Origin of the sequence: Roseovarius sp. S88, from assembly GCF_037023735.1 — a bacterium.
In the GTDB taxonomy this organism is placed as follows: domain Bacteria; phylum Pseudomonadota; class Alphaproteobacteria; order Rhodobacterales; family Rhodobacteraceae; genus Roseovarius; species Roseovarius phycicola.
Map to the genome: position 1 here is coordinate 555110 of NZ_CP146069.1, position 25507 is coordinate 580616.

The 25507-nt window shown below is 56.2% G+C and carries 26 protein-coding genes and 1 tRNA gene; 14 read left to right on the forward strand and 13 right to left on the reverse strand.

From position 1 onward, the window contains the following. Positions 1–34: 34 nt before the first annotated feature. Genes RZ517_RS02750 through RZ517_RS02760 form a run of 3 tightly spaced genes read right to left on the reverse strand, consistent with a single transcriptional unit; the run spans position 35 to position 2774 of the window. Positions 35–223: a DUF2783 domain-containing protein gene (locus RZ517_RS02750; RefSeq protein WP_338549958.1), complete on the reverse strand. Its 189-nt coding sequence runs from the start codon at positions 221–223 to the stop codon at positions 35–37. Further along, the gene (locus tag RZ517_RS02755) at positions 220–1809 is read right to left on the reverse strand and encodes an FAD-dependent oxidoreductase (RefSeq protein ID WP_338549959.1); all 1590 of its coding nucleotides are present in this window, start codon (positions 1807–1809) and stop codon (positions 220–222) included. The genes RZ517_RS02750 and RZ517_RS02755 overlap by 4 nt, the downstream gene beginning before the upstream one ends. Positions 1810–1823: 14 nt before the next feature. Then, positions 1824–2774 carry an MBL fold metallo-hydrolase gene (locus RZ517_RS02760; protein ID WP_338549960.1) on the reverse strand — a complete coding sequence of 317 codons (951 nt, stop codon included), beginning with the start codon at positions 2772–2774 and terminating at the stop codon, positions 1824–1826. A 53-nt stretch (positions 2775–2827) separates the two neighbouring features. On the opposite strand from RZ517_RS02760, the gene RZ517_RS02765 reads away from it, so the two are divergent. After that, positions 2828–3385: a DUF2585 family protein gene (locus RZ517_RS02765; RefSeq protein WP_338551101.1), complete on the forward strand. Its 558-nt coding sequence runs from the start codon at positions 2828–2830 to the stop codon at positions 3383–3385. Here RZ517_RS02765 and RZ517_RS02770 read toward each other — a convergent pair. After that, positions 3382–4266 (reverse strand): fumarylacetoacetate hydrolase family protein, encoded by an 885-nt coding sequence (locus RZ517_RS02770; RefSeq protein ID WP_338549961.1) that lies wholly within the window; start codon positions 4264–4266, stop codon positions 3382–3384. The two genes, RZ517_RS02765 and RZ517_RS02770, sit on opposite strands and share 4 nt — an antisense overlap. Before the next feature lie 215 nt (positions 4267–4481). Then, positions 4482–5843: a homogentisate 1,2-dioxygenase gene (gene hmgA, locus RZ517_RS02775; RefSeq protein WP_338549962.1), complete on the reverse strand. Its 1362-nt coding sequence runs from the start codon at positions 5841–5843 to the stop codon at positions 4482–4484. Between the two features lie 194 nt (positions 5844–6037). On the opposite strand from hmgA, the gene RZ517_RS02780 reads away from it, so the two are divergent. Together RZ517_RS02780 and RZ517_RS02785 are read left to right on the forward strand one after the other, a co-directional pair. Beyond that, positions 6038–6907: a DMT family transporter gene (locus tag RZ517_RS02780; RefSeq protein WP_338549963.1), complete on the forward strand. Its 870-nt coding sequence runs from the start codon at positions 6038–6040 to the stop codon at positions 6905–6907. Continuing rightward, on the forward strand, positions 6904–7494 hold the full coding sequence (locus RZ517_RS02785) for a GNAT family N-acetyltransferase (protein WP_338549964.1): 591 nt from the start codon (positions 6904–6906) through the stop codon (positions 7492–7494). The genes RZ517_RS02780 and RZ517_RS02785 overlap by 4 nt, the downstream gene beginning before the upstream one ends. Here RZ517_RS02785 and RZ517_RS02790 read toward each other — a convergent pair. From RZ517_RS02790 to RZ517_RS02820, 7 genes are all read right to left on the reverse strand, one after another. Then, entirely contained in the window at positions 7491–8891 is a 1401-nt protein-coding gene (locus tag RZ517_RS02790; RefSeq protein ID WP_338549965.1) for an aminotransferase, read from the reverse strand. The genes RZ517_RS02785 and RZ517_RS02790 overlap by 4 nt on opposite strands. Before the next feature lie 4 nt (positions 8892–8895). Beyond that, positions 8896–9294 (reverse strand): rhodanese-like domain-containing protein, encoded by a 399-nt coding sequence (locus RZ517_RS02795; RefSeq protein WP_338549966.1) that lies wholly within the window; start codon positions 9292–9294, stop codon positions 8896–8898. A gap of 60 nt (positions 9295–9354) precedes the next feature. Further along, a complete protein-coding gene (locus tag RZ517_RS02800; RefSeq protein WP_317056091.1) occupies positions 9355–10002 on the reverse strand; it encodes a TetR/AcrR family transcriptional regulator in 648 nt (215 codons plus the stop codon). Continuing rightward, a complete protein-coding gene (locus RZ517_RS02805) occupies positions 10002–10844 on the reverse strand; it encodes an ABC transporter permease subunit (RefSeq protein ID WP_317056090.1) in 843 nt (280 codons plus the stop codon). The genes RZ517_RS02800 and RZ517_RS02805 overlap by 1 nt, the downstream gene beginning before the upstream one ends. A gap of 3 nt (positions 10845–10847) precedes the next feature. Further along, positions 10848–11810: an ABC transporter permease subunit gene (locus RZ517_RS02810; RefSeq protein ID WP_338549968.1), complete on the reverse strand. Its 963-nt coding sequence runs from the start codon at positions 11808–11810 to the stop codon at positions 10848–10850. Continuing rightward, positions 11807–12931: an ABC transporter ATP-binding protein gene (locus RZ517_RS02815; RefSeq protein ID WP_338549969.1), complete on the reverse strand. Its 1125-nt coding sequence runs from the start codon at positions 12929–12931 to the stop codon at positions 11807–11809. Before RZ517_RS02815 ends, RZ517_RS02810 begins: the two co-directional genes overlap by 4 nt. A gap of 90 nt (positions 12932–13021) precedes the next feature. Further along, entirely contained in the window at positions 13022–14131 is a 1110-nt protein-coding gene (locus RZ517_RS02820; protein ID WP_338549970.1) for an extracellular solute-binding protein, read from the reverse strand. A gap of 369 nt (positions 14132–14500) precedes the next feature. On the opposite strand from RZ517_RS02820, the gene RZ517_RS02825 reads away from it, so the two are divergent. The 6 genes from RZ517_RS02825 (at position 14501) to RZ517_RS02850 (ending at position 21125) form a co-directional block, all read left to right on the forward strand. Further along, a complete protein-coding gene (locus tag RZ517_RS02825) occupies positions 14501–14839 on the forward strand; it encodes a hypothetical protein (RefSeq protein WP_338549971.1) in 339 nt (112 codons plus the stop codon). A 135-nt stretch (positions 14840–14974) separates the two neighbouring features. Continuing rightward, complete coding sequence (locus tag RZ517_RS02830; protein WP_338549972.1) at positions 14975–17062, forward strand: FAD-dependent oxidoreductase; 2088 nt, start codon at positions 14975–14977, stop codon at positions 17060–17062. Further along, on the forward strand, positions 17059–18375 hold the full coding sequence (locus RZ517_RS02835; RefSeq protein WP_338549974.1) for an NAD(P)/FAD-dependent oxidoreductase: 1317 nt from the start codon (positions 17059–17061) through the stop codon (positions 18373–18375). Before RZ517_RS02830 ends, RZ517_RS02835 begins: the two co-directional genes overlap by 4 nt. Positions 18376–18423: 48 nt before the next feature. After that, positions 18424–19617 carry an aromatic ring-hydroxylating oxygenase subunit alpha gene (locus RZ517_RS02840; RefSeq protein ID WP_338549975.1) on the forward strand — a complete coding sequence of 398 codons (1194 nt, stop codon included), beginning with the start codon at positions 18424–18426 and terminating at the stop codon, positions 19615–19617. Continuing rightward, the gene (locus tag RZ517_RS02845; RefSeq protein WP_338549976.1) at positions 19614–19856 is read left to right on the forward strand and encodes a hypothetical protein; all 243 of its coding nucleotides are present in this window, start codon (positions 19614–19616) and stop codon (positions 19854–19856) included. Before RZ517_RS02840 ends, RZ517_RS02845 begins: the two co-directional genes overlap by 4 nt. Positions 19857–19865: 9 nt before the next feature. Then, positions 19866–21125, forward strand: a complete 1260-nt coding sequence (locus RZ517_RS02850) for a flavin monoamine oxidase family protein (protein ID WP_338549977.1) — start codon at positions 19866–19868, stop codon at positions 21123–21125. A 40-nt stretch (positions 21126–21165) separates the two neighbouring features. Here RZ517_RS02850 and RZ517_RS02855 read toward each other — a convergent pair. Next, positions 21166–21241 (reverse strand) — tRNA-Lys (locus tag RZ517_RS02855). Positions 21242–21348: 107 nt separating this feature from the next. On the opposite strand from RZ517_RS02855, the gene dapF reads away from it, so the two are divergent. From dapF to RZ517_RS02880, 5 genes are all read left to right on the forward strand, one after another. After that, positions 21349–22182 carry a diaminopimelate epimerase gene (gene dapF / locus RZ517_RS02860; RefSeq protein ID WP_338549978.1) on the forward strand — a complete coding sequence of 278 codons (834 nt, stop codon included), beginning with the start codon at positions 21349–21351 and terminating at the stop codon, positions 22180–22182. Further along, entirely contained in the window at positions 22179–23432 is a 1254-nt protein-coding gene (mtaB, locus tag RZ517_RS02865; RefSeq protein ID WP_338549979.1) for a tRNA (N(6)-L-threonylcarbamoyladenosine(37)-C(2))-methylthiotransferase MtaB, read from the forward strand. Before dapF ends, mtaB begins: the two co-directional genes overlap by 4 nt. After that, positions 23398–24066 (forward strand): glutathione S-transferase, encoded by a 669-nt coding sequence (locus tag RZ517_RS02870; RefSeq protein WP_338549980.1) that lies wholly within the window; start codon positions 23398–23400, stop codon positions 24064–24066. The genes mtaB and RZ517_RS02870 overlap by 35 nt, the downstream gene beginning before the upstream one ends. Positions 24067–24213: 147 nt before the next feature. Continuing rightward, the gene (locus RZ517_RS02875; protein WP_338549981.1) at positions 24214–24831 is read left to right on the forward strand and encodes an FMN-binding negative transcriptional regulator; all 618 of its coding nucleotides are present in this window, start codon (positions 24214–24216) and stop codon (positions 24829–24831) included. A 49-nt stretch (positions 24832–24880) separates the two neighbouring features. Continuing rightward, positions 24881–25483 carry a glutathione S-transferase family protein gene (locus tag RZ517_RS02880; protein ID WP_338549982.1) on the forward strand — a complete coding sequence of 201 codons (603 nt, stop codon included), beginning with the start codon at positions 24881–24883 and terminating at the stop codon, positions 25481–25483. Positions 25484–25507 lie beyond the last annotated feature (24 nt).

Here is a 25507-nt window from a genome sequence, read left to right on the forward strand (position 1 = left end):
TGGGATTCGAGTATTTTATGAACGGTGAAACGGTTTAGGCTAAAGCTTCTTTGAGTGCGTCTCGGATCAAATCCGCGTCTCCGATATGGTTGGCAAGGATCAGGATCAGGCGGGCATTGAGAGCAGCGCTCTCTTCAAAGGCGAGACCATCATGCGCCGCCAGAATGTCAGCATAGACATCATCAGCATTGGGCAAATTTGGCGTCAGGATAAGTTTGGTCATGGGGCATGTCCTTTGGCGCGGGAGAGCGCCTGTGCAATCTCGTTGGCCGTGGCGCAGGGCCAGCGCGCGGCGATATGTTGGTCAGGTCGGATGAGGTAGAGCGCCGAAGGCGCATTCCCCAGATAACGCTTGCGAATATCCTTAGTGATCTCGGGCGACAGGATTGTGACGCCGATATTGTCTGGTGCATTCGTGCCCAGAGCAAGCAAGGTGAATTGCCCGTCCAGTTGATCCAACAGGAACCCATGGCACAAGGCGGCATCCGGGCAGGGCGCACCGGGTCGGCTTTGGGTTGGACCGTCAGGTAGAGCATCGGGCGTGTTGAGCGGTGTGTCGTCATAGGTGGTAGGCAGCGAGAGCCGGCCGGAATTCACGAAAGGGCGGGCAAAAGAGTGGTGTTCCGCAAGGACGAGGACCGCATCGCGGAAGACGCAGCTAACCTCGGATTTGGGCGTGATGAACTCGGTGGAACGCGTCGAGTTGAGAATGTTCTCATCCGCGGCCTGGACGCGCTCGGTATCGTAGCTGTAGAGCAACGCCTCTGGCGCGGCACCGTTGACTACGGCAGCCAGTTTCCAGCCTAGATTGTCTGCGTCCTGAATGCCGGAATTGGCCCCGCGCGCGCCAAACGGCGAGACCTGATGCGCGGCATCGCCGGCAAAGAGGATACGGCCATGGCGGAACGCATCCATGCGGCGGCATTGGAAGGTGTAGATGGAGACCCATTCAAGCTCGAACGGAACGTCAGGGCCAAGCATCTGCGCGACGCGGACGCGCACGCGATCCGGGTCTTTCTCAACCTCGCGATCAATGTCCCAGCCCAGTTGCAGGTCGATCCGCCAGACACCATCGGGCTGTTTGTGCAAGAGTGCGGATTGACCAGGGTTGAAGGGTGGGTCGAACCAGAACCACCGCTCTGTCGGGAAATCCGCCTGCATGGTGACATCGGCGATGAGGAAGTTGTCCTCGAAGACACGGCCTTTAAAACCCAACCCCATGCGATTGCGGATATGCGAATTGGCGCCATCGCAGGCAATCAGCCAGTCAGTGGTTATGGAATAGAAACCGTCAGGTGTCTCAATCGTCAGCGCGACATGATCGGCATGTTGGATAGGCGTTGAAACCTGGTTCTCGCCCCGCAGATTGACCGGTGCGCCATCAGCCTGTAATGCGCGCAGCCGTTCAAGGAGCGTAATTTCCAGATAGTATTGCTGCAGGTTGATAAAGGCCGGGTTTTTGTGGCCATCTTCGGGTTGCAGGTTGAACTCATAGACTTTGCGGTCGCCGAAGAAAACCTTGCCGAGGTTCCATTGAACGCCTTTTTCGACCAGTGCTTCTCCCACGCCGAGCCGATCTGCGATCTCCAGCGTGCGCTTGGCAAAACATATGGCGCGAGAGCCGGTGGAGACGCGGGAATTGTCATCAAGAAGGAGGGTGGGAATGTTGCGCTGGGCCAAGTCGATGGCCAACGCCAGACCTACGGGTCCTGCTCCAACGACGGTCACCGGATGATGCACGGGACGTGCTGCGTCTTGATCCGGGTGGCGCTGGTAGGGGTATAGGTCCTGATTGAAGGGGAAGGTCATGACTAGGCCATCGGTTATCCCTGCAACGCCTCCCACATCTCTATATCACGCTGGGCGGTCCATATCCTTGGCGTGTCGATGCCGCGGGCCTCGTCATAGGCGCGGGCGACGTTGAAGGGCAGGCAGTGCTCGTAGATCGCGTAATCTGAGAACTTGGGATCACAGGCGGCGCGCACCGCATCCCATGCCTCTTTCAAAGATCCACCCCGAGCGGCCACACGCGCGGCAGGTGCGTAGGTGGAAGCGACAAAGTCACGGGTGCTTTCAATTGCGGCATCCACCATCTCACGCCCCATGAGCGCCCCGCCGCGGCCCGGTGCAATGGCGTCCACCTCAAAGGCTTTGACGGCATCCAGCGTGTCGCCCCAATCGGCAAAATGTCCGTCTCCGCAGTAGCAAGCCGAGTGGTATTCAACGATGTCGCCTGTGAACATCACATTTTCATCGGGTACATGAATAACGATATCGCCTGCCGTATGCGCCCGGCCCAGGTGCATCAGGTCGACGCGGCGGTTGCCCAGATAAACGCTCATCGCCTCGGAGAAGGTTGTCGTGGGCCAGGTGAGGCCGGGGATGCTTTCATGGCCTTCAAAGAGGCGGGGGAAGCGTTGGAACTCACTGTCCCAATCCTCCTGGCCGCGCTCGGCCACCATGGCGCGCGCGGCATCGGACATCAGGATCTGGCCTGCCCCGTAGGCTGATGCGCCCAGAACGCGCACGGCGTGGTAATGGGTGAGCACCAGATGTGTGATCGGCTTGTCGGTGACCTGCCGCACGCAATCAATCACCTTCTGCGCCAGTCGCGGCGTGGCCTGGGCCTCAATGATCATGACGCTGTCATCGCCGACAATCACACCGGAATTGGGATCCCCCTCGGCGGTGAAGGCATAAAGCCCCCGGCCAATTTCGGTGAAACTGATGGTCTTTTCGTTGAGATCACTTTGAGAGGCAAACGCCTTGGCCATGGGTCATCCTTTCCTTACTCGACAGTCATGCAAGGGTGTGATTCCTTATGCACATGATCGCGATACGTATTCCATATGTGATTGTCGCAGTGATCAGCCTTGCCACGCTCGTGACACTGATCCTGATGGGCCGTAACCTGACGTGCCCCTGCGGATGGGTGGATTTGTGGGGCTCGGTGAACACGTCGGAGGGCAGCCAGCAGGTGTTTGACTGGTACTGGCCCAGCCATTTGCTGCACGGATTCATCTTTTACGCCATCTTGTGGGCCGTGGCCCGGCGGGTTGAGATCGGCTGGCGGTTGGTCATTGCCACGCTGGTGGAATGCGCCTGGGAGATTGTTGAGAACACCAATGCGGTAATTGAGCGGTATCGTGAGGTGACGATCTCGCTCGATTACTATGGCGACAGCGTGCTCAACTCTGCGTCCGACATTGCGGCGATGCTGTTTGGGTTCTGGCTGGCGCGGCGCTTGCCGGTTTGGGCAAGCCTGGCGATTGTGGTTGGGTTTGAGCTTCTGACGCTGTGGATCATTCGCGACAACCTGACGCTCAATGTGATCATGTTGCTGTATCCGGTTGAGGCGATTGCAGACTGGCAAGCCGGCGGTTAAGGCCATGGGATCACCTCTTGCTCAATAGCCCCAAAGATCGACTGACCGCTTTCATCCTCCATCCAGATTTTGACCCGGTCGCCCGGTTGCAGAAACGGGGTCTGCGGCGTGCCGGTTTGAAGGGTTTCGACCATCCGCTGCTCAGCAATGCAGGAATAGCCCTTTCCCCCTTGCGCCACCGGCCTGCCCGGCCCGCCATCCGCATCGCGGTTGGACACGGTGCCAGAGCCAATGATTGTGCCGGCGCCCAAAGGTCGGGTTTTGGCGGCGTGGGCGATGAGAGTTCCGAAGTCAAAGGTCATGTCGATGCCTGCATCCGTTCGCCCAAAGGGCGCTCCGTTGAAGTCGACATTCAGGATGCCGTGCAGTTTGCCGCCGTCCCAGCCGCTCAGGCTGTCAGGTGTCACCGCAACAGGCGAACAGGCATTGCGCGGCTTTGACTGCAAAAAGCCAAAGCCCTTGGCCAACTCGTCCGGAATAAGGCTGCGCAGGGAAACATCGTTCAGCAGCAGGACAAGCTTAATCGTGCTCACAGCCTCCTCCGCCGTGATCCCCATCGGCACAGGCCCGGTGATTACGGCAATTTCCGCCTCAAAATCCAACCCCCAGGCGGGGTCTCCGACAATCGGATCATTGGGTCCCAGAAACGCATCCGAAACCCCCTGATACATCAACGGATCTGTCCAGAAGCTCTGTGGCATCTCTGCGCCACGCGCTTGCCGGACCAACGCCACGTGGTTCACATAGGCCGAGGCGTCCAAAAACTGATAGGCGCGTGGTAAGGGGGCTTGAAATTCAAATTCATCCAATTGCCGTGCATGGTTGGTTGTGACGGTTCCAAACCCGGTTTCCAGCGCCGCCTGCATTGTTTCGACGTTCACATCAGCGACTCCAGTAAGATCATTCGAAACTGCAACCAACCAGCCATCAGGATGCCAAGTGTTCCAGTCGGCAGGATCGATAGGTGGCGCGCGCCGTTTGTGAGCCGCACCGGTTTTAGTGCTTGGTGCCTTATTCAAAGGCATGCGAAGGGTGCCGAATTTCATATCGTCTGATCACCCCTATCTTTCACTGTTCCAGAAATACTCAAGATTCGTCACTTGCCCTCAGGCGAGCCGTCAAACTTCTTCTCTATATCGGCCCAACAGTCGATGTAGTCCTCCTGCAACGGGGCCTCCTTGGCTGCAAACTCTGTCAGGTGCTGCGGAAAGCGGGTCTCGAACATAAACGACATGGTGTTGTCCAGCTTATCAGGCCCCAGATTGGCATTCGATGCCTTCTCAAACGCCTCGCGGTCCGGGCCATGGGGGAGCATCATATTGTGCAGGCTCATGCCGCCGGGGACAAAGCCCTGCGGTTTGGCGTCATACTGGCCGTAGATATTGCCCATCAGTTCCGACATGATGTTCTTGTGATACCACGGCGGGCGGAAGGTGTGTTCCGCCACCATCCAACGTTCGCGGAAGAGCACAAAGTCGATATTGGAGGTGCCCTCAACACCCGAGGGCGCGGTGAGCACGGTAAAGATCGACGGGTCAGGATGATCAAAAAGCACTGCGCCGACAGGGCAATAGGTGGTCAGGTCGTATTTGCAGGACGCGTAATTGCCATGCCATGCCACGACATCCAAAGGCGAATGCCCGATCCGCGTCTCGTGAAATTGCCCACACCATTTGATAGTGACGGTCGAGGGCGTTTCGCGGTCTTCAAAGGCAGCCACAGGCGTTTTGAAATCGCGCCGGTTGGCCATGCAATTCGCACCGATCGGACCGCGACCGGGCAGGGCGAATTTCTGGCCATAGTTTTCGCAAACAAAGCCACGTGCAGGTCCTTTTAGAACCTCAACGCGGTAGAGCAGGCCGCGAGGCAGTATAGCGATCTCTTGTGGTGCGACATCAATAATCCCAAGTTCGGTGCAAAAGCGCAGATGGCCCGCTTGCGGGACCACCAGAAGCTCGCTGTCAGCGGAATAGAAATAGCTGTTTTCCATGGAGGCTGTGACAAGATAAACGTGGCTCGCCATGCCCACTTGAGTGTTCACATCGCCAGCCGTGGTCATGGTGCGCATGCCCGTCAGCCATGTCAGAGGCGCGTCCGAATGCGGGACAGGGTCCCAGCGGTATTGACCAAGCGAGGTCACATCTTCCACCACATGCGGAGCTGATTTCCAATAGGGCAGCTCAACGCGCGTGTAGCGATGCGAGTGTTTCACCGATGGTCTTATGCGATAGCACCAGGTGCGCTCATTCTGATGGCTTGGGGCTGTAAATGCTGTGCCAGAGAGTTGCTCGCCATAGAGCCCATAGGCGCATTTCTGCGGGCTGTTCTGCCCCTGGGGTAGCGCGCCGGGCAAAGCCTCGGTCTCAAAATCATTGCCGAAACCGGGCATATAGCCCTTATGCGGGCCTGTCAGGCTGGGCGCTTGCGTCAGTCCATGCGGATGTGCGGGACGGGTCATGGGCGGTCTCCTGTCGGAACGGGGTCAGGCCTGAGCGTTGCCTGCGCGACGGGCGCGCGACCCCTTTGGCATAGAATTTCGCGAAACATGCCAGACATGCAAGCCATGTTGTCAGATGCCCCACAGATCGCCTTCGGGCCGCTGGGTTTGGCGATGCTTTACAATCGCTATCAAACGCGGGACAGCTTGCGGCCATGAATACACATCTCAAGGGTCTCATCATCACCACACTGGGCGTGCTCTTTGTCGTCCCGGACTCGCTCTTTGTCCGTTTGATCGAGGCCGACCCTTTGGTGGTTGCGTTCTGGCGGGGTTTGACGGCGGGTGTGCTGATCCTGATTGGCGTGCTGGCATTTCAGGGTGTCGGCGCGATCAAAGCCTCGCTCAACACGGGCCGCGCCGGACTTGTCTACATCGTGCTGATGGGGTCTACGGCACCGGGTTTTGTGATGGCGGTCACGCAAACCAGTGTCGCGAATGTTGTGTTCATTTTCGCCTCGATGCCTGTCTTTTCATCGATCTTTGCCCGGGTGTTTCTGGGCGAACGCATCGGACGGCGCATGGTTCTGACCATGGTGGGGGTCTTTGTGGGCTTAGGCATTCTGGCCTATGGCAGCCACGAAAGCGAGATTGCGTCCTGGAAAGGTGATCTGTGGGCCGTTTTCGTCTCCGCCGCCTATGCAGCGGCTTTGACCGCGGTGCGACGGGTCAAGGATGTGTCGATGATCCCGGTGATCCCGATTTCCTATATCGGCGCAGCGCTGGTGGTGTTGCCGTTTGTGTCCCCGCTGGCACCGGTTGCGGAGCAGTGGGATCTGTTCCTGTACCATGGGCTGTTCATCGCCGTTGCGACCTGCTTTCTCACGCTGGGCCCACGCTACATCAGCTCGGTGGAAGTCTCATTGCTGATCTTGCTGGAATCGGTTTTAGCGCCGCTGCTCGTCTGGGCTGTGGTCGGCGAAGACCCAGGGCGCTGGGCGCTGGTCGGTGGCGCGGTGGTGATCGGTGTTCTTCTGATCTCTAACATGGTTTTGCTCAGGCGGCGCAAGGAGCGCGTCGCGTGACGCCACTTGGAGCAAAACAGCTCGTGCTGGAAACTGAACGCTTACGGCTGATCCCGTTCAGCCTTGATGATCTCGATATTGCGCGGGCTTTGCTTTGCGACAGAAACGTGATGAGGTATGTCGCCGACCCGATGTCGCCCGAGCAGGTGGCCGAGCAAATGCACAACTATATCAGACGTGGTGCAGAAGGGCGGATCGGTATCTGGTGTGTGGTCCGCAAGGACACGGGCCAGAAAATCGGTGATTGCGTGTTGCTGCCAGTTCCGATTGAAACGGAGGAATATGACTGGAACCTGCTGTCCGAACATGCCTACCCTGACGCGCACATCGAGGTGGGGTATCTTTTGATCCCAGAGGCGTGGGGGCAAGGGTATGCCACTGAAATCTGCGCGCGTCTGCTGCGATTTGCATTTGAGGAAACATCTTTGGACCAGGTTGTGGCAACGACAGACAGCGAAAACCACAAGTCACGCCATGTTCTGGGCAAATGCGGCCTCCGATTTAAGGGGCAAAGGCGGGCCTATGGGTATGACGATGTGGACTGGTTTGAAATCGAAAGAGGCGACTGGCGGCTTGACGCAGTTTAGGTGGCGTACTCCGCGCTGAGCTTTTCCAAACCCGCTTCCATGATGTCGAACATCTCGTCAATCTGCGCTTCTGTCATGATCAGCGGCGGCGAGAAGACGGCCATATTGCCGAAGGGGCGTAGGAGCAGCCCCATCTCTTCACAGGCCGCATCCAGTTTGTTGCCGAATTGCAGATGTGCGGCATAGGTTTCATCGGACAATTCCGGGCGACATTCCAAACAGCCCAGAAGGCCCATGCCACGGGCGTCCCCAACGATGTCGAACTTCTCACCGATGGCACGCAGACGCCCTTGGAAATATGGCGTGATGCGCTGCACGTGACCGAGGATGTCTTCGCGCTCCATGATCTCGATGTTCTTGAGCGCGGCGGCGCAGCCCACGGGATGACCGGAATAGGTGTAGCCGTTGTAGAACGTATCATTCTCGGAGCTGCCGCGCATCCGGTCCACGACGCTATCGGACAAAATACACGCTCCCAGCGGAATGTACCCCGAGGTCAGGCCCTTGGCGCAGGTGATGATGTCAGGCACGATGTCAAACACCGGCTCGGAGGCAAACCAATGCCCCATGCGGCCAAAGCCGGTAACGACCTCGTCCGAGATGTAGAGAATGTCATGCTTGTGGCACAGATCGAGCGTGCGTTTATGATAGCCCGGCGGTGGTACGATGATCCCGCCCGAGCACAGGATCGGCTCAGCGATGAAGGCGGCGATTTTATCTGCTCCGACCTCGGCGATGGCCGCTTCCATATCGGCCAATTTGGCATCGCACCAATCTTCAAGGCTCATACCTTTGGGGCGGCCATAAGGGTTGATGTCGGGCAGGAAGTGCACCAGGTCGTCGGCCTTGTCGAACTGTGTCTTAAAGCGTTCCTTCCCGGTCATGGTTGAGGCCAGATAGGTCGAGCCGTGATAGGCTTTTTCACGTGATAGGATGATCTTTTTCTCGGGCCGCCCAAGGCGATTGTTCATGAACTGAACCGCGCGCAGGGCTGTGTCTACCGCTGTCGAACCACCGGTTGTGAAATGCACAGTGTTGAGATCCCCCGGCGCCATTTCGGTCAGTTTGCGCGCCAAGACGGCGGCAGGCTCTGAAGTAAAGGACCATGGCGAGGCATAGGGCATTTGCATGGTCTGCTCAGCAATCGCCTTGGCCATTTCCTCGCGGCCATAGCCGATTTGTACGCACCACATACCACCCGGCCCGTCAATGTAGCGCTTGCCGGTACTGTCCCAGAGATAGATACCCTCGCCGGTGTTGACGCGCATGTATTCGTCTTTGCCAACGCCTTCGACCCCGGCCCACGGGTGCAGGTGGTGATCGCGGTCCCAGCGCGTCAGATCCTCTTCACTGGGTGAGTTTGACTTTGTTTTTTGGTTGAGCGTTGTGTTCGACATCGGTTCAATCGCCTTTTGTTTTCTCAACGGGCCCGCCCTGTTTCTCCCAGGTCGAGAACCCTTCTTTAAGATGTGCTGCCTCAAATCCCATTTCCTGAAGCGTGGCCACGGTCAGAGCTGAGCGCCAGCCGCTGGCGCAGTGAAACACGTATCTTTTGTCCTGCCCGAAGACCTCTTTGTAATAGGGGCTGTCGGGGTCGATCCAAAACTCCACCATACCACGCGGGGCATGAACACTGCCGGGGATGTATCCGGTTCTTTCGCGCTCGCGCACGTCACGGATGTCAACAATAACGGTGTTGGGATCGTCCACCAGCGCAATCAGGTCTGCGGTCTCAACCTCGTCAATCCGCGCCCGCGCATCGGCTACCATCTGCGCTGCGGTCTTTTTGAGTTTTGACATTGATCAGTCCCTTTTTGTCTTGGCAGGCTTTGCAGCATTCAGCGCCAAACCCGCCCTGAACTACGCCTTGTCCAGTGGAAAATGCTTGGGAAACAAAAGGCTCAGCGCATGCAGGCTGTCTTGATAACAAGTCTCACCATCGGTCTCGGATGGGTAGAGCATCAAACTGAGCCAATGACCATCTGAGATGGACTCGATCAACCGAGTCGCACGCGGCGCGCTCAGATCGATATATCCGCCCTCTTCGATGAGCCGGGCACAGATGTGCATAATCTCTTCAAACCGTTGATTGTCATACCGGTTGTGGATCTTGAGATAGTTTGGCCGGTACTTGGCCTGTCCCCAAAATGCGAACCAAACAGCCAGCTTTTTGTGGGTGCAGACCTTCTTGTCAAAATCTGCACGCAGGATCGCAGCGAGTTGCCGTGCAGGGTCTGAACCGGCCTCCTTCTGATATTTGGTCCACAGATCAAAATGCTCTTGCGCCAGATAGCCGAGCGTTGCGTCATAGAGCGCTTCTTTGCTGGCAAAGTGATAGTTCACCACGCCATGCGAAACCTTGGCCTTTTCCGTGACATGCCGCAACGTTGTATCGGAAAAGCCGCGCTTGGATATCGAGTCCATGGCCGCCATGATCAGTTGTTTGCGCCGCACGTCCCGCGGGGCCGTGCGCTTATTGGCGGTCTCATGGCGCGTTTTAACCGGCATCAGTCGGCCCGTTCAGCCAATTGCTGATCCAACAGGTCCCGCTTGTGCTGGCGGTACATGATAAGGGCTGCAATGGTTACGCAGATCGCCACGACGAGAATGATGATGGTGGCCAATGCATTAATGTCCGGGCGCAAGCCAAGTCGAATGCGCGAGAAAATGAGTATTGGAAGCGTGTTTGCCCCGGGGCCGGTGACAAAGCTTGCGATCACCAGATCATCAAGCGAAAGCGTGAAGGCCAACAGCCAGCCCGATACCAGCGCGGGGGTAAGGCGCGGGATGGTGATTGCCGTGAGAACCTTGAACGGTTTTGCGCCCAGGTCTGCGGCAGCTTCTTCAAGGTCCTGCCCCATACCGGTCAGGCGCGCTTGCACCGTGACCGCAACAAAGGCCATGGAGAAGGTTATATGCGCGATCGTGATGGTGGTGAATCCACGTTCTGCAGGCCAGCCGATCAATTCTTGCAGAGATATGAAAAACACCAGCAAGGACAGACCCGTTATGACTTCTGGCATCACCAGTGGCGCGACAAGCATCCCGCCGAAAAGCGTGCGTCCTTTGAATCGGCCAAACCGGACCATCGCAAGCGCTGCAAGTGTACCAAGCATGGTGGCGAAAGTCGCATTCACGAAAGCGATCTTGAGACTAAGCGCTACAGCGCTCCAGACTTCGGGGGACTCGAAAAACAGCACTTTGTACCAGCGCGTTGACCACCCGCCCCAAACCGGCACCAGCTTGGAGTGGTTGAAAGAGTAGATCACCAAAAGCAGGAGCGGGATGTAAAAGAAGGCTAGCCCGAGGCTCACCATGACCGTCAGAAAGCGAGAGCGTTTGTTGTACATCTCCTAACGCCCCTCGTTTTCTTTGCCTTGGTAGTGCTGGAAGACGGCGATAGGCACCACGAGAAGGAACAGAAGTACAATGGCGACTGCCGAGGCGACGGGCCAGTCGGTGTTGCGCGAAAACTCGTTAAAGAGCACGCGGCCAATCATTTGCACGTTGCCGCCTCCAAGAAGATCGGGAATGACATATTCGCCCGTGGCCGGGATGAACACCAGAAGTGAGCCCGCGATGATGCCCGGGATCGTCAGCGGCAAGGTTACTTTGAAAAAGGTGTTTGTCGGCTTTGATCCCAGATCGGCTGCCGCTTCATTCAGGCTGGTGTCGAGCTTTTCCATATTCGCGTAAAGCGGCAGGATCATGAACGGCATGTAGGTGTAGACAATGCCCACAAAGACCGCGAATTCGGTGTAAAGCATCCGGATCGGCTCATCGATCAGTCCGACCGAGATCAGCAGGTTGTTGATTGTGCCCTGATCCGCCAACAGGCCCATCCATGCGTAGACGCGCAGCAAGAACGACGTCCAGAAGGGCAGGATCACAAGAAACAGCAAAAGCGGCTTCATCACCGGACCGGATCGCACGATCCCATAGGCAATCGGATAGCCAAAGAGCAGGCAAATCAGTGTTGAGAGAACCGAGATCTTGAGTGAATTCAGATAGGTGTTGGAATACAGATTGTCGGTCAGGATGTAGGTGAAATTGTCAAAGACAATTCGGATGTTCACTACACCCGTATCCGTCCACTCAATCAGCTTGGTGAACGGGGGGCTTGCGATGGCCAGCTCTGCCAAACTGATCTTGGCAACAATGAAAAACGGAAAGAGAAAGAAGAAGAGCAGCCACACAAAAGGGATCAGTATGACGATCTTGCGCCAATTGTTCTGCGCGCGCTTGGCGAGAGATTGCAGAAAACCGATGTCTTGCTGAGAGGTCGCAGAGACCGGACTGTTCGTTAGATCGGTCATGAATTTAGCAACATCGCGCTGGATGGCTCCCAGCTTAGATAGACCGTGTCTTCCCAGGTGATGGATTGCTCATTACTCCGCGACCTGACCTGATTTGGAGCAGTCACATCGACAAGTTGGCCTGTTTTGAGCTTAACCTTATAGATTGAGGTCTCACCCAGATATCCGATCTCTTCAACTTCACCGCTGACCTGATTGGGACCCGCCTTTTTGGGTGCTGTTTTGCTCACATGAATTTTTTCAGGCCTTAGACCAACCCAGATTTGTTTGCCTTCAGTCACCGACTGACCGTGGTCGATGTAGATCTCGCCGAGGTCCGTATCGACGCGCACGTGGTCTGTGCCATCTTCGCTGACACGCCCAGCAAAGATGTTTGCCGATCCGATAAAGTCCGCGACAAACCGCGACTGCGGGAATTCGTAAATTTCGTTAGGTGTGCCAATCTGCATGAAGCGCCCAGCATCCATAACAGCCATGCGAGTGGCCAATGTCATGGCCTCTTCCTGATCATGGGTAACAACGATGAACGTCACGCCAACCTGTTCCTGAATATTGGCCAACTCAAACTGCGTTTGCTTGCGCAGTTTCTTGTCCAAAGCGGCGAGCGGTTCATCAAGCAAGAGCAGGCGCGGTTTTTTGACCAGCGCGCGGGCCAGCGCGACGCGCTGTCTTTGACCACCAGAAAGCTGTTGGGGTTTGCGTTTCTTGAAGTCCTGCAGCTCGACCAATTGCAGAATATCATCCACGCGGTCGGTGATTTCGCTTTTGGGAACGCGGTCTTGTTGCAGCCCAAACGCGATATTCTTTTCAACTGTCATATGCGGGAAAAGCGCATAGCTTTGGAACATCATGTTGGTGGGTCGTTCATAGGCTGAGACATTCGACATGTCTTCGCCCCCAATGTTGATCGACCCGGATTCAGGAAATTCGAACCCTGCAAGCATCCGAAGCAAAGTTGATTTGCCACAACCCGACCCGCCCAAAAGGCAAAAGAGTTCACCCTGATAGATGTCGAGATCAATGTTGTCGACAGCGGTAACTGAACCGAATTTCTTTGTCAGGCCACGTATTTGGACCAATGGAGTGTTGTTCTCATGGTCAAGCCACGGCGCATCGGTCACGGACAGTCCCCCAGTCAAAAATGCTCAATATTTTTGCGAGCGTGGGGTGGTGGCATAGTGCGTCACGCCACCACCTGTTTCAAAGAGCGATCAATTGCCCGCTTTGAAGTTGGTCCAGGTGCGCGTTTGCAGGCGCTCGACCTTCGGCGGAAGCACTTTTGTGGTGTACATCTTGGCAACCTGATCAGAGGTTGGGAAAGCCGCTGGGCTTGATGTCACTTCTTCATCCACTAGCTCTTTGCCGGTCTTGTTGGCCGTCGCATACCAGGTGAAGTTACTGTCCGCCGCGCCAACTTCAGGCCGCATCATGTAGTTAAGGAACAAGTGCGCGTCTTCTTTGTTTGCGGCATCCGCAGGGATCAACCATCCGTCAATCCAGAGCTGCGCTGCGCCTTGGCCTTCGGGCAGGAAGAAATCAAGAACGACGCCTGTATCGGCTTCGGCTGCGCCGGACATCGCCAAAAGCCCATCAGGCCCCCAAGTTGTGGATATGCAGAACTCTTTCTGTGGCATCCGCTGATACGCATAGTTATCGAACGTTTTGATATGCGGACGGATCTGCGCCAGCATTTCCCCAACCGCCTCATAGTCTTCAGAATTGGTCGAGTTCGGGTCGAGCCCAAGATAAGCAAGTGCCATTGGAATGATGTCACCCGGAGAATCCAGGAATGACACACCACAGGAGGCAACTTTCTCCAGGTGCTCAGGGTTGAAGATCAGATCCATGGAGCCGATTGGGGCGTCAGGATAGGTCGCTTTCACCAGCTCTTCATTATAGGTCACACCATGTGTGCCCCACATATACGGAATGAAGTGCTTGTTGCCTGGGTCCCATTCACTGTCGAGCTGCGCCATAAGGGCCGGGTCGATATGTTTGATGTTATCCAGCTTTGACATATCAAGCGGAGCAATGATGCCCGCCTTGATCAGGCGCGCTGTGTCGCTACCGGCGTGGCTGACGACATCATAACCGCTATTGCCCGCAAGCAGTTTCGCGTCGATCGACTCAGCGGAATCATAGGTGTCGTAAATGACCTTGATCCCGTATTCCTTTTCGAAGTTGGCGATCGTGTCTTCTGCGATGTATTCACCCCAGTTTGTGACCTTCAGCACACGATCTTCAGCAACAGCCGATCCGGCCATCAAAACGCCAACTGCAACCGTGCAGGTTAGCCTCTTCAGATTTTTTGTAAGTGACATATTCCGGAAATCCTCTCCCTAGTACGACGTTCAATTTTTGATGAGTGCATGGCGCCGTTTGTGCGGCGCAGTCCCTCGCTGAGTGATTGACTAGTTGAACGTTCGAAAAAACGTTATTCGGTGCAAATCAAACGAGTCAAGCTGTACGGTCGACAGATTTGATCAAATCTGACGACCCTTTCAGAGTATGATCAATTCATGACCACACGCGCGGGGGGATTTTCTTGACACAAGAAATGGATTTCCGAGATTTAGAACTGATGCTGAAGAGAGTATCGAGAAACGTGTAACAACGAGAAAGTGCATCACCTTACGCGGTGCTTTTCTTGTTTGCCGGGATATCCCGAACAAATTTGGAAAGTGACACAAATGATCCATATGCTTTGCCGTTTCGATCTCAAGCCGGGCGCGTCAATGGAGACGGTGCGTAGTTATTATGCTCAGTTTTTCAAAGACATGAAGTCAATGGGATATGCAGAGGCAACCGGAGAAATTGGCGCCCGAATTGACGACACACCGATGTCCACCGAAGCAACGGAAGCACAACGGTTCTACGTTGTGATGACATTCCGGGATCGGGCGCAGCTTGATGGGTCATATGCGTATTTCACTGGCGGACACCTTACTCCGGACCAGCTTGCCGCACATAACGGGATCCGGCGCTGGATCACCAATGAGGTGTTCACCTGTTGGGACGATCAGGTTTAGCCACCCCAAAATTTCTTTCCAAAAAAACTGTGTCTAGCTCCGCTGTCCTTGGTTGTGTAGTCTCTTTTTGACTGACTGTTCAGTCAGATTCGGAATCAGAATTGGCTTTGTGAAGGTTTTGAGGAGCACTTTCATATGACGATGGAACCCAATCACAGAATCCTTTTCGAGCCGCTCAAGATCGGCCCCAAGACGACCAAGAACCGGTTTTATCAGGTGCCGCATTGCAATGGGATGGGGCATCGCTGGCCTCGGACCATGGCAGAAATGCGAGGGGTCAAGGCTGAAGGGGGCTGGGGTGTGGTATGCACCGAAGAGTGCTCGATCCACCCGACAAGCGATCTGACTCCGGCCACCCTGATGCGGCTCTGGGATGACAGCGATTTGCCGGTTCATCGTCTGATGGTCGATAAGGTGCATGAGCATAGTGCGCTTGCAGGCATCCAATTGGTTCATAACGGCCAATCGGTCAGCAACTACCTGTCGCGCATGCCGTCCATCGCCCCGTCGCCAGCGCCGAATGAGACATCAAACTCGACGCAGGCGCGGGGGATGGACAAAGACGACATCAAAACCCTGCGCCGATGGTTTCGCGAAGCCGCGTTGAGGTCGCGTGAGGCAGGGTACGATATCGTCTACGTCTACGCCGCACACGGCATCATGACGCTGCTTTATCAATTTCTGCTCAAGCGCTTCAATCATCGCACAGATGAGTATGGCGGCAGCTTAGAGAACCGTGTGCGGCTGGTGCGTGAGGTGCTGGAGGACACCAAGGATGCAGTCGGGCATGACTGCGCCGTGGCGTTCCGCTTTGCTGTGGATGAATTGATGGGTGAGGATGGCATGCACAGCGCAGAGGCCGAGGATATTGTCGGTTCTCTCGCTGAGTTGCCGGACCTGTGGGATGTGAATGTGGCGGATTGGGGCAATGACTCGCTCCCGTCGCGGTTTGGCAACGAAGGATCGCAGGAAGACTATGTGCGCTTCGTCAAGAACCTGACCACCAAGCCGGTGGTGGGTGTGGGGCGGTTCACTTCGCCCGATACGATGGTGTCACAGATCAAACGTGGCGTGCTTGATCTTGTTGGGGCCGCGCGTCCCTCGATAGCTGACCCGTTCCTGCCCACCAAGATTGAAGAAGGTCGATCGCACGAAATCCGCGAATGTATCGGCTGCAACATGTGCACCACGGGCGACTATGTGGCCTACCCGATGCGCTGTACGCAGAACCCGACGATGGGTGAGGAATGGCGCAAGGGGTGGCATCCTGAACGTATTCCAGCGGCGACTTCTGAGAATACTGTGCTGGTGGTCGGAGGTGGGCCTGCCGGACTGGAGGCTGCGCTGGCGCTGTCCAATCGCGGATATCCTGTCACTCTGGCGGAAGCCGGGGAAAAACTTGGCGGTCGGGTTATCCGCGAAACAGCGCTTGCCCCGCTGCGGCAATGGAACCGCGTGGCAGACTACCGCGTGAACCTGCTGTCAACCCGCGCTAATGTCAGCACCTTCACGCAAAGCGCAATGACCGCGCAGTCCGTTATGGAACTGGGACATGCCCATGTGGCGATTGCCACGGGGTCGCACTGGCGCACCGATTTTGTGGGCATCCACCACCGGTTTGCGCCCGAACAGCTTCACAGCCCGATGATCGTTACGCCAGAAACCATTATGGCCGGTAAAACACCAATCGGTCCGGTGCTCATCTTTGACGACGATCACTACTACCTCGGCAGTGCTCTGGCCGAACAACTGGCCGGAAACGGTGTCGATGTAGTGCTCGTCACACCAGCGGCAGAAGTAGCGGGCTGGACGCATTTCACGCTTGAGTATGAACATATTCAGGTGCGGCTGCGCGAGCTTGGGGTTGAGATCATCTGTAACCATGGGATCGCGGCTGTGGGCGATGGCTTTGTTGATCTGGCTTGCGTCTTCACCGAGAAAACCCAGCGCAAGGATGTGGCCACCGTTGTCCCCGTCACGTCGCGGATCAGCGATGACAGTCTGTATCATGATCTTTTGGCACAAAAAGATGCGTGGTCGGATCATGGCATCAAGTCGGTCAATCGCATTGGCGATTGCTATGCGCCTGGAACTATCGCAATGGCGGTGTATGGAGGGCATGAATTCGCCCGAACGCTGGAAGCGCCTGTTGATCCGGCTTCGCTGTTCCGTCGTGAAAATGACTTTGAAGCCCACAAGCGATGGCCCGAGTTTCCGTCATGAGCGCGCGCGCTAAATCCGACACTTGGTATAAATCCTCGTGCCATATAAAGACCTCGCTTTGGGGCAAGACCGCAGATGACCTGCCTGAACTTGAGCCTTTGACATCTGATGTGTCTGCGGACGTCGCTGTCATTGGCGCTGGATTTTGTGGTTTGTCCTCGGCCCTGCATCTCGCCGAACAGGGCGTCGATGTCGCCATTGTAGAAGCACATGAGCCAGGATGGGGTGCCTCGGGTCGAAATGGCGGACAAGTCATACCGGGTTTGAAAATTTTGCCCGATGAAATGGTCGCGCGTTATGGCAAGGAACGCGGAGAGCGGATTGCCGAGACTGCGGGAGGCGCGCCTCAGGTTGTTTATGACCTTATCGAGAAATACGGCATTGAGTGTGATCTGCGACGCACGGGCTGGATTCAATTGGCCAAAGGGCCAGCAGGTCGCGTGACCACGGATGCGCATGTGGCCCAATGGGGGTCCCGGGGTGTAGCGACCCGCACGCTTGATCGGGGTGAGATCGAGACCAAAGTGGGGACCTCGGCCTATGCCTCGGCCTTGATGGATGAGCGTGGCGGCAACCTGCATCCTTTGAAGTATGCCAGGGGGCTTGCAAAGGCGTGTCTGTCACTAGGCGTGCGCATTTTTCCGCAATCCCCTGCCGTCTCGGTGGAACATGACGGGGCGCATTGGGTTGTGAAAACCGAGCAAGGTCAGGTCAATGCACAGACAGTGATTGTCTGCACCAACGGCTATACAGGGTCGATGTTGCCGGGGCTGTCAGACTCGATCGTGCCGGTTCTGACGGGTGTTCTGGCCACCGATTCGTTGAGCCACAACCTGAAGAATAAAATTTTGCCGGACCGTCAGGGGGCTGCAGATACGCGGCGGCTCTTGTCGTGGTTCGGCATCGACAGCCAGGACCGCTTGATCTTTGGCAGCCGCATCAATTCGCAACAAGAACTGATTGACGAGGCAAATTTCGGCTTTGGCTTTCGCCGCATGCGAGAGATTTTTCCCGAAGTTGATGTCAGCCGCGTCAACCACCTTTGGACGGGGCGCGTCGCGCTGACGCTGGATCATGCGCCGCACATTCACAAGCTGGGCGACGGCCTTTACAGTGGTCTTGGATTCAACGGGCGCGGCGTTGCCATGGCCAGTATGTTTGGCAAGGTGCTTGCGGCGCATTGTCTGGGCAAGGCTGGTGACGATTTTCTACCCCTGACCCTGATGCCGAAAGTGCCGTTCAGCCGATTTCGAGGTCAGGGTCTGGCCGTGGCTTTGACGTGGAAACGCCTGATGGATGCGGTACGACCCTAGAGCGATCTATGCTGTGCCAGAATGAATGGATTGAGAAGGACCTGAACCATGAGAGATATCCAGATCCCCAATGACTGGGACCGCAAGGGCCTGCCTGGATGGTGCTACCATAGCGCCGAATTGCTGGAGCTTGAAAAGGAAGAGCTGTTCAAGACACATTGGCAAATTGCCTGCCACGTGTCGGACATCCCCAACGCGGGTGATTTCCAAACCTTCGACGTCTGTGGCGAGCGCGCGATCATCCTTCGTGACACTGAAGGCAACGTGCGCGCCTTTCACAATGTCTGTCGTCATCGCGGCTCTCGTCTTGTGGCCGAGGACAGCGGGAACTGCCCAAACGCGATGATCTGTCCGTTTCATGGCTGGGTCTACAATCTTGATGGAACGTTGCGGGGTGCGGCACGGCCGGAGTCTTATCCGCCACTCGACAAGAATGAGTTTGGCCTGCGCGTCCTGGACATGGAGGTATGGAACGGGTTCATTTTTATCCGTTTCAAAAGCGGTCCCCAGCCATCAGTGGCCGAGCTGTTGCAACCTTTCGCCGAAGAGGCGGCGGGATATCAAATGACGGATCATGTGCCCACAGATGGCATCTGGACCGAAGAGACCCCGGTCAACTGGAAATCCGTCCGGGACGTCGACAACGAGGGCTATCACGTGGCCATGGCGCATCCGGCACTTCAGGATCTCTATGGCACAACCTATTACGATGAGCCTTATGTCGACGGGATCAGCAGGACCGAAGGCGTTTACACCCCTTCGAAGGGGCGGCGTTGGGCTGTGCGCAACTACAAGAAGCTATCAAAACCTCAAGCTTTCTTGCCTGAAGATTTGCACCGCAAATGGCTTTACTACGGTATCTTCCCCAATGCGGTCATTGCCGCGACGCCGGAGACCGTTTTGTTTTATCAGGAGTTTCCAACCTCGGTGAACTCTTCGGTCATTCGGTCTGCCACCTACCGGCACGTAAACGAAGACCGCCAGCAACGGGCGGCGCGCTATCTTGCAAGCCGCATCGACCGCGAAACCGTGGACGAAGACATCCAGCTCACAATCTGGTCCAACGAGTCCATGGCGTCGGAGTTCTTTGAGGGATTTTTCCTGTCTGATCTGGAATATGGCGTGCGCACACATCACGACCATCTGCGTGCGGTGCTTCCCATTTACAATATCCAAGAGGCACCCGCCGAGGATCAGGTTCGAAAGGTCAATGCATCCATGGCGACCCAAAGCACCTCATGACATCCGAAGACTCTGATCCAGCGCAACTGCAGCAGCAAAAAAACCTGCTTGAGTCACCCATTGGTCAACGCGGGTCTGGCGCGGCGCGCTATGGGGCTGCGATGTTTTTCTATCAGGAAAAAATGATGTCGGCCGAGTTGCTCGAAATTTACCGAAGATGCTGCAAGTTCGATCATGAAAACCCCGTTGATCTGGCCGCGTTTGAAGGTATCCCAAACGCGTTGCTGTTGGATCAATAGGCTGCGGTCATGACTGGATTGCCAACAGAAACGGATGTGATTGTTGTCGGCGCGGGTGTGGCGGGTCTTTCGGCGGCAAGTGCGCTGCGCGCGCGCGGGGTTGAGGTCGTCGTTCTGGAAGCCGCAGACCATACAGGCGGACGCTGTGTCACTGATGTAACTGCGGTCTCGCAGCCATTCGACAAAGGCGCGTCCTGGCTGCATTCCGCACAGATCAACCCGCTGGCGCGCATTGGGGAACGGATGGACGTGAAGTTCCACAAATCCCCCTGGGTCTGGCAATGGGTCCATGCAGGGGGACGTGCGCTCAACCACGCCGAAGTCGAAGACTACAACACCTATCAAGACACAATGTGGGACGTCATCAATCAAGCGGGGGCAACGCAGAAAGATTGCGCCGTCGCTTCCGTGCTTCCCGATAGTCCGTGGCGCGAAACAGCCAAGCACTTTGTGGAGCAGATGCAGGGTGGTGATGCTGATGCGGTCTCAATTCACGATGTCGCGCAATACAGTGATGCCGAGGGAGATTGGTTGGTTGCCGGTGGATTGGGCGCTTTTGTGCAAAGCCTGTTTGCTGATGTGCCGGTGCATTTGGCCTGCCCGGTCAGCAAGATCGACACATCCGGTCCTGGCGTCAAAGCTGTCACTCCTAAAGGCACGGTATCGGCCAGAGGGCTTGTGCTGACAGTCTCCACAGGTGTTTTGGCGGCAGAGACCATTTCGTTTACCCCAGCTTTGCCTGTGAGCAAGCTGCAAGCTGTCGAAAACCTGCCCATGGGGTTGTTAAACAAAATCGCGCTGGATTTTGATCCAAGCTGGACGAAAGCGCATCAAGGTCAGATTGCCGACTATCACACCAGTGGTGACGCATATTGCACCACAATTTTTGGGTTTTATGACACCAGCGTCGCCGTTAGTTTCGTCGCAGGACGATTTGCGGATCAGTTGGAAGAGGAGGGATCGGGGGCTGCCACTGAATTTTGCCTGCAAGGCCTCTCAGCCGTTTTTGGCAACGATGTTCGAAAACACATTCGCAAAACAGCTGAGACCGCGTGGCGAAGTAACCCGCTAACTCTGGGATCCTATAGCTATGCTAGCCCCGGAGGTGCGAAGGCGCGCAGGGTGTTAGCGGAGCCCGTGGATAACAAACTGTTCTTTGCGGGCGAAGCAACAGCCTCGGACGCCTACGCCACCGTGCACGGCGCCTTCAAAAGCGGTCAAAGAGCTGCGCGTGAGGTTTTAGTCCAGCGAGACGAGCTTGAACTTTAGCGTGCCCTTTGGAGCGCGACGCGAGATTTGTCTAGGACAGTGGTGAGCCGTGCAGGATTCGAACCTGCGACCCACTGATTAAAAGTCAGTTGCTCTACCAACTGAGCTAACGGCCCACTAGGCGGCCTATCTAGAAAGCAGGGGGCAGGCGGTCAACCCCTTATCGTGTTGATTTTTCTGCTGTGGCTGGATTCGTCGCACCATGGGCTTTATATGCCCGGATATGAGCACTGCAACGCACTCTGAATTGCCCTTTATGAAAATGCATGGGCTTGGCAATGATTTTGTCGTTGTGGACGCGCGTGCGCGTGAAGTGCAGATCACCGAAAGCCTGGCACGTGCAATCGGAAATCGTCGGACGGGCATAGGGTTTGACCAATTGGCTGTGATCGAACGAGGCTCGGGGGATGCGCATCTGCGGTTCTGGAACGCGGATGGATCGATGTCCGCCGCCTGTGGCAATGCCACGCGCTGTATCGCGCGGTTCCTGATGGACGAGAGCGGGCAGGATCACCTCCACCTTACGACCCAGAGGGGGGATCTTTATGCCGTGGATGCCGGTGCTGGGCTGACATCTGTCAACATGGGTGCGCCGATGCTGGATTGGCAGGACGTTCCTTTGACTGAGTCTATGGACACGCTCGAACTTCCTATAGAAGGGGCGCCAACAGCCACTGGCATGGGCAATCCCCATTGTTCCTTTTTTGTCGATGATGCTGACGCCGTGCCGCTCGAAACATTTGGTCCACGGTATGAGCATCATCCGCTATTTCCAGAGCGCACCAATGTTCAGGTCGTCAGTATAGTCGCGCCAAACCATCTGCGCATGCGGGTGTGGGAGCGCGGCGTCGGGGTGACACTTGCCTCAGGTTCCTCGTCCTGTGCTGTCGCTGTGGCTGCTGCACGCCGGGGTTTGACAGGGCGTGACGTGAAGATCGACCTTGATGGCGGGCAGATGCAGCTTGCGTGGCGGGATGATGGTGTTTGGATGACTGGCGAAACGACGCATGTTTGTGATGGTGTGATCACGCAGGACTTCATTGAGGTGGCGCAATGACTGCACCGAAATTTACGACGCTGGGTTGTCGCCTAAACGCATATGAAACCGAGGCAATGAAGGAGCTGGCTGGGCAGGCAGAGTTGGCAAATGCCGTGGTGGTGAACACTTGCGCTGTGACGGCTGAGGCCGTGCGCAAGGCCCGACAGGAAATTCGCAAGCTTCGTCGTGAAAACCCCGACGCGCGGCTCATCGTGACAGGGTGCGCCGCGCAAACGGAACCTGGTACCTTCTCGGCCATGGCCGAGGTGGATGCTGTGATCGGCAATACCGAAAAAATGACAGCCGAAACTTGGACGGGTCTTGCGGCTGAATTTTTGGGCGAGACCGAAACCGTCCAGGTGGATGACATTATGTCAGTTACCGAAACAGCAGGGCATCTTATCGACGGCTTCGGCACCCGAAGCCGCGCTTATGTGCAGGTGCAAAACGGCTGCGATCATCGCTGTACGTTTTGCATAATCCCTTATGGACGTGGCAATTCTCGAAGCGTACCGGCCGGCGTCGTGGTGGATCAGATCAAGCGCCTCTTGGATCGCGGGTATAACGAAGTGGTCCTGACCGGCGTGGACCTCACCAGCTGGGGGGCGGACCTTCCAATGACGCCCAAACTGGGCGATCTTGTCATGCGCATCCTCAAGCTGGTGCCAGATCTGCCGCGCTTGCGGATTTCCAGCATCGATTCTATTGAAGTGGATGAAAACCTGATGCAGGCCATCGCGACTGAGCCGCGCCTGATGCCGCATTTGCACCTCAGCCTGCAACATGGGGATGATCTTATCCTCAAACGAATGAAGCGTCGCCACTTGCGCGACGATGCCATTCGCTTTGCCGAAGACGCACGGCGGTTGCGTCCGGATATGACCTTTGGCGCGGACATCATCGCTGGATTTCCGACCGAGACGGAAGAGGCGTTTGAAAACTCGCTTAAGCTGGTGGAAGACTGTCATCTGACCTGGCTGCATGTCTTTCCTTATTCGCCGCGTCCGGGAACTCCGGCCGCGCGGATGCCTCAGGTGGATGGGCGCGCGATCAAATCCCGCGCAGCGCAATTGCGCAAGGCCGGAGACGCCCGGGTCGCGCAACATCTGACCAAGCAGTTGGGGCGTACGCATCGGGTCCTGCTGGAAAACCCGCGCATGGGCCGCACAGAACAGTTCACCGAGGTGATTTTTGGCACAGACCAGCCTGAAGGTCAGATTGTGACGGCAAAAATTGCCGGACATTCTGATCGACAGCTTGTTGCGTGACCCTTTGGATTTGCCGGTCTTTTGGTCGTTCCGACGATGTCCCTACGCCATGCGGGCGCGGCTGGCGCTACAAGTGTCCAACCAGCGTGTCGACCTGCGAGAGATCGTACTCCGGGACAAACCTCTGGCGTTTCTGAAAACATCACCGTCCGCCACCGTGCCCTGCCTTGATACAGGTTCCCAGGTGATTGACGAGAGTCTGGACATCATGCGCTGGGCGTTGGCACACGACGACCCGCAATCCTGGCTTGATATGCCAGAGACTGGGTACCAGTTAATCCAGCAGAGCGATGGCCCGTTTAAATCTGCTCTGGACCGGTATAAATACGCGACACGATTTCCAGAACATGATGCACTGGCCGAACGTGACCGTGCCAGTGCCTTTGTGCAAGATCTTGAAACCAATCTGGCTGGCTCGCAGGCCTTGTTTGGCCGTGACAAGACACTGGCGGATATGGCGATTCTGCCGTTCATACGCCAGTTTGCGCATGTGGATCTAGAATGGTTTCAAGCCCAGTCTTGGCCAAACGTTATTGCCTGGCTTGAGGAATTCAAAACTTCCGAGCTGTTTGGCGCGATTATGAAGAAGTACCCAATTTGGACGCCACAAGCTGATCTGGTTTCTTTTCCTTGAGTGTTTCGATTTTGACGCGAGACCTCAAATAAAACCAAAACACCTTGGTTTGTTGGAGACGGTGCCAAAAGCTGGCCCCATCTCATGTGATTTTTGGCCCTATGTAAGCGTTCGACAGTCCGAAAACATGCCCGTAAGGAGCCGGTCATGCATCCAAACCTCGCATTCCGCCAAACGCCAGAGGCGCGTAATATCGATTTTGCGCGCGAACAGGGATTTGGCATCCTGGCCGTAGGCACAGACGCCGCGCCGCTGATGAGCCACATACCGTTTTTGCTGTCAGACGACGGCAACATGGCCGAATTTCACCTGGTAAGATCAAATCCAATCGTGCGCCGGATGTCAGAGCCGTTGCAGGCACGGTTGGCGGTAAGTGGTCCGCATTCGTGTGTGTCTCCGGATTGGTACGAGGTTGATGATCAGGTGCCGACGTGGAACTACATTGCCGTTCACTTGGTTGGAGAAATTGAGCGGCGGCCGCAGGATGAGATGCATAACCTCTTAGACCGACAATCTGCGCATTTCGAAGATCAACTCTTGCCAAAGCCACCTTGGATGACGGCAAAAATGACACCTGAGGTGCTCGGCAGGATGATGCGTCAGATCGTGCCCTGTCGGATGCGCGTTGATGAAATCCACGGCACGTGGAAGCTTAACCAAAACAAACCTGATGAGGTGCGTCTGCGTGCTGCCGACCAAGTGCAAAGCGCTGACATGGGGGTACAGGCAGACATGCTCGCGCGGCAGATGCGCGATCTGCCCTAGACATTGACCGCAGCCGACCGCAGCTTGCTCAAAACGGAGGACCGACACCATGCAACTTATTTCTGCCAAACCTTCGCCCTTTGGACGCAAGGTCAAAGTCATGCTCATCGAAACTGGCCAGGATGATGAGGTGGAACGCGTTGAGGTCATGACCACGCCGGTTGCAACTGATCCGGCAATTGCAGCGGCCAATCCGGTGGGTAAAATCCCTGCGCTGGTGCGCGAAGACGGGGCAACGCTCTACGACAGTCGGGTGATTTGCCGTTTTCTTGATGCCCGGGCGGGTGCCGGGCTTTATCCTGAGGCACGGATTTGGGACACACTCACGCTAGAGGCGACGGCGGACGGGATCATGGACGCGGCAATTCTCATGGTCTACGAACATCGCGTCAGGCCAGAAAACCTGGTGTTCGAGGATTGGATCGAGGCGCAATGGTCCAAAGTGGTCAGAAGTGTTAAGGCCGTCAATGACCGCTGGATGAGCCACCTGAACGGTCCGCTGGACGCCAGCCATATCGCAATCGGCTGTGCGCTGGCGTATCTTGATTTTCGTCAGCCATCGCGCGATTGGCGAAGTGGGAATGATGCATTGGCGGCGTGGTTCACCACATTCGCCGAGTGCGACAGCATGAAAAAAACGGCCCCTGAATAGGGGCCGCTTTGCTAACACTTGGAG

What these genes read in the sequence shown, in the direction of transcription:
- RZ517_RS02750 (WP_338549958.1), bottom strand. Translation starts at nt 223, where the DNA reads ATGACCAAACTTATCCTGACGCCAAATTTGCCCAATGCTGATGATGTC.
- RZ517_RS02755 (WP_338549959.1), bottom strand. Translation starts at nt 1,809, where the DNA reads ATGACCTTCCCCTTCAATCAGGACCTATACCCCTACCAGCGCCACCCG.
- RZ517_RS02760 (WP_338549960.1), bottom strand. Translation starts at nt 2,774, where the DNA reads ATGGCCAAGGCGTTTGCCTCTCAAAGTGATCTCAACGAAAAGACCATC.
- RZ517_RS02765 (WP_338551101.1), top strand. Translation starts at nt 2,828, where the DNA reads ATGATCGCGATACGTATTCCATATGTGATTGTCGCAGTGATCAGCCTT.
- hmgA (WP_338549962.1), bottom strand. Translation starts at nt 5,843, where the DNA reads ATGACCCGTCCCGCACATCCGCATGGACTGACGCAAGCGCCCAGCCTG.
- RZ517_RS02780 (WP_338549963.1), top strand. Translation starts at nt 6,038, where the DNA reads ATGAATACACATCTCAAGGGTCTCATCATCACCACACTGGGCGTGCTC.
- RZ517_RS02790 (WP_338549965.1), bottom strand. Translation starts at nt 8,891, where the DNA reads ATGTCGAACACAACGCTCAACCAAAAAACAAAGTCAAACTCACCCAGT.
- RZ517_RS02795 (WP_338549966.1), bottom strand. Translation starts at nt 9,294, where the DNA reads ATGTCAAAACTCAAAAAGACCGCAGCGCAGATGGTAGCCGATGCGCGG.
- RZ517_RS02800 (WP_317056091.1), bottom strand. Translation starts at nt 10,002, where the DNA reads ATGCCGGTTAAAACGCGCCATGAGACCGCCAATAAGCGCACGGCCCCG.
- RZ517_RS02805 (WP_317056090.1), bottom strand. Translation starts at nt 10,844, where the DNA reads ATGTACAACAAACGCTCTCGCTTTCTGACGGTCATGGTGAGCCTCGGG.
- RZ517_RS02810 (WP_338549968.1), bottom strand. Translation starts at nt 11,810, where the DNA reads ATGACCGATCTAACGAACAGTCCGGTCTCTGCGACCTCTCAGCAAGAC.
- RZ517_RS02820 (WP_338549970.1), bottom strand. Translation starts at nt 14,131, where the DNA reads ATGTCACTTACAAAAAATCTGAAGAGGCTAACCTGCACGGTTGCAGTT.
- RZ517_RS02825 (WP_338549971.1), top strand. Translation starts at nt 14,501, where the DNA reads ATGATCCATATGCTTTGCCGTTTCGATCTCAAGCCGGGCGCGTCAATG.
- RZ517_RS02830 (WP_338549972.1), top strand. Translation starts at nt 14,975, where the DNA reads ATGACGATGGAACCCAATCACAGAATCCTTTTCGAGCCGCTCAAGATC.
- RZ517_RS02835 (WP_338549974.1), top strand. Translation starts at nt 17,059, where the DNA reads ATGAGCGCGCGCGCTAAATCCGACACTTGGTATAAATCCTCGTGCCAT.
- RZ517_RS02840 (WP_338549975.1), top strand. Translation starts at nt 18,424, where the DNA reads ATGAGAGATATCCAGATCCCCAATGACTGGGACCGCAAGGGCCTGCCT.
- RZ517_RS02845 (WP_338549976.1), top strand. Translation starts at nt 19,614, where the DNA reads ATGACATCCGAAGACTCTGATCCAGCGCAACTGCAGCAGCAAAAAAAC.
- RZ517_RS02850 (WP_338549977.1), top strand. Translation starts at nt 19,866, where the DNA reads ATGACTGGATTGCCAACAGAAACGGATGTGATTGTTGTCGGCGCGGGT.
- dapF (WP_338549978.1), top strand. Translation starts at nt 21,349, where the DNA reads ATGAGCACTGCAACGCACTCTGAATTGCCCTTTATGAAAATGCATGGG.
- mtaB (WP_338549979.1), top strand. Translation starts at nt 22,179, where the DNA reads ATGACTGCACCGAAATTTACGACGCTGGGTTGTCGCCTAAACGCATAT.
- RZ517_RS02875 (WP_338549981.1), top strand. Translation starts at nt 24,214, where the DNA reads ATGCATCCAAACCTCGCATTCCGCCAAACGCCAGAGGCGCGTAATATC.
- RZ517_RS02880 (WP_338549982.1), top strand. Translation starts at nt 24,881, where the DNA reads ATGCAACTTATTTCTGCCAAACCTTCGCCCTTTGGACGCAAGGTCAAA.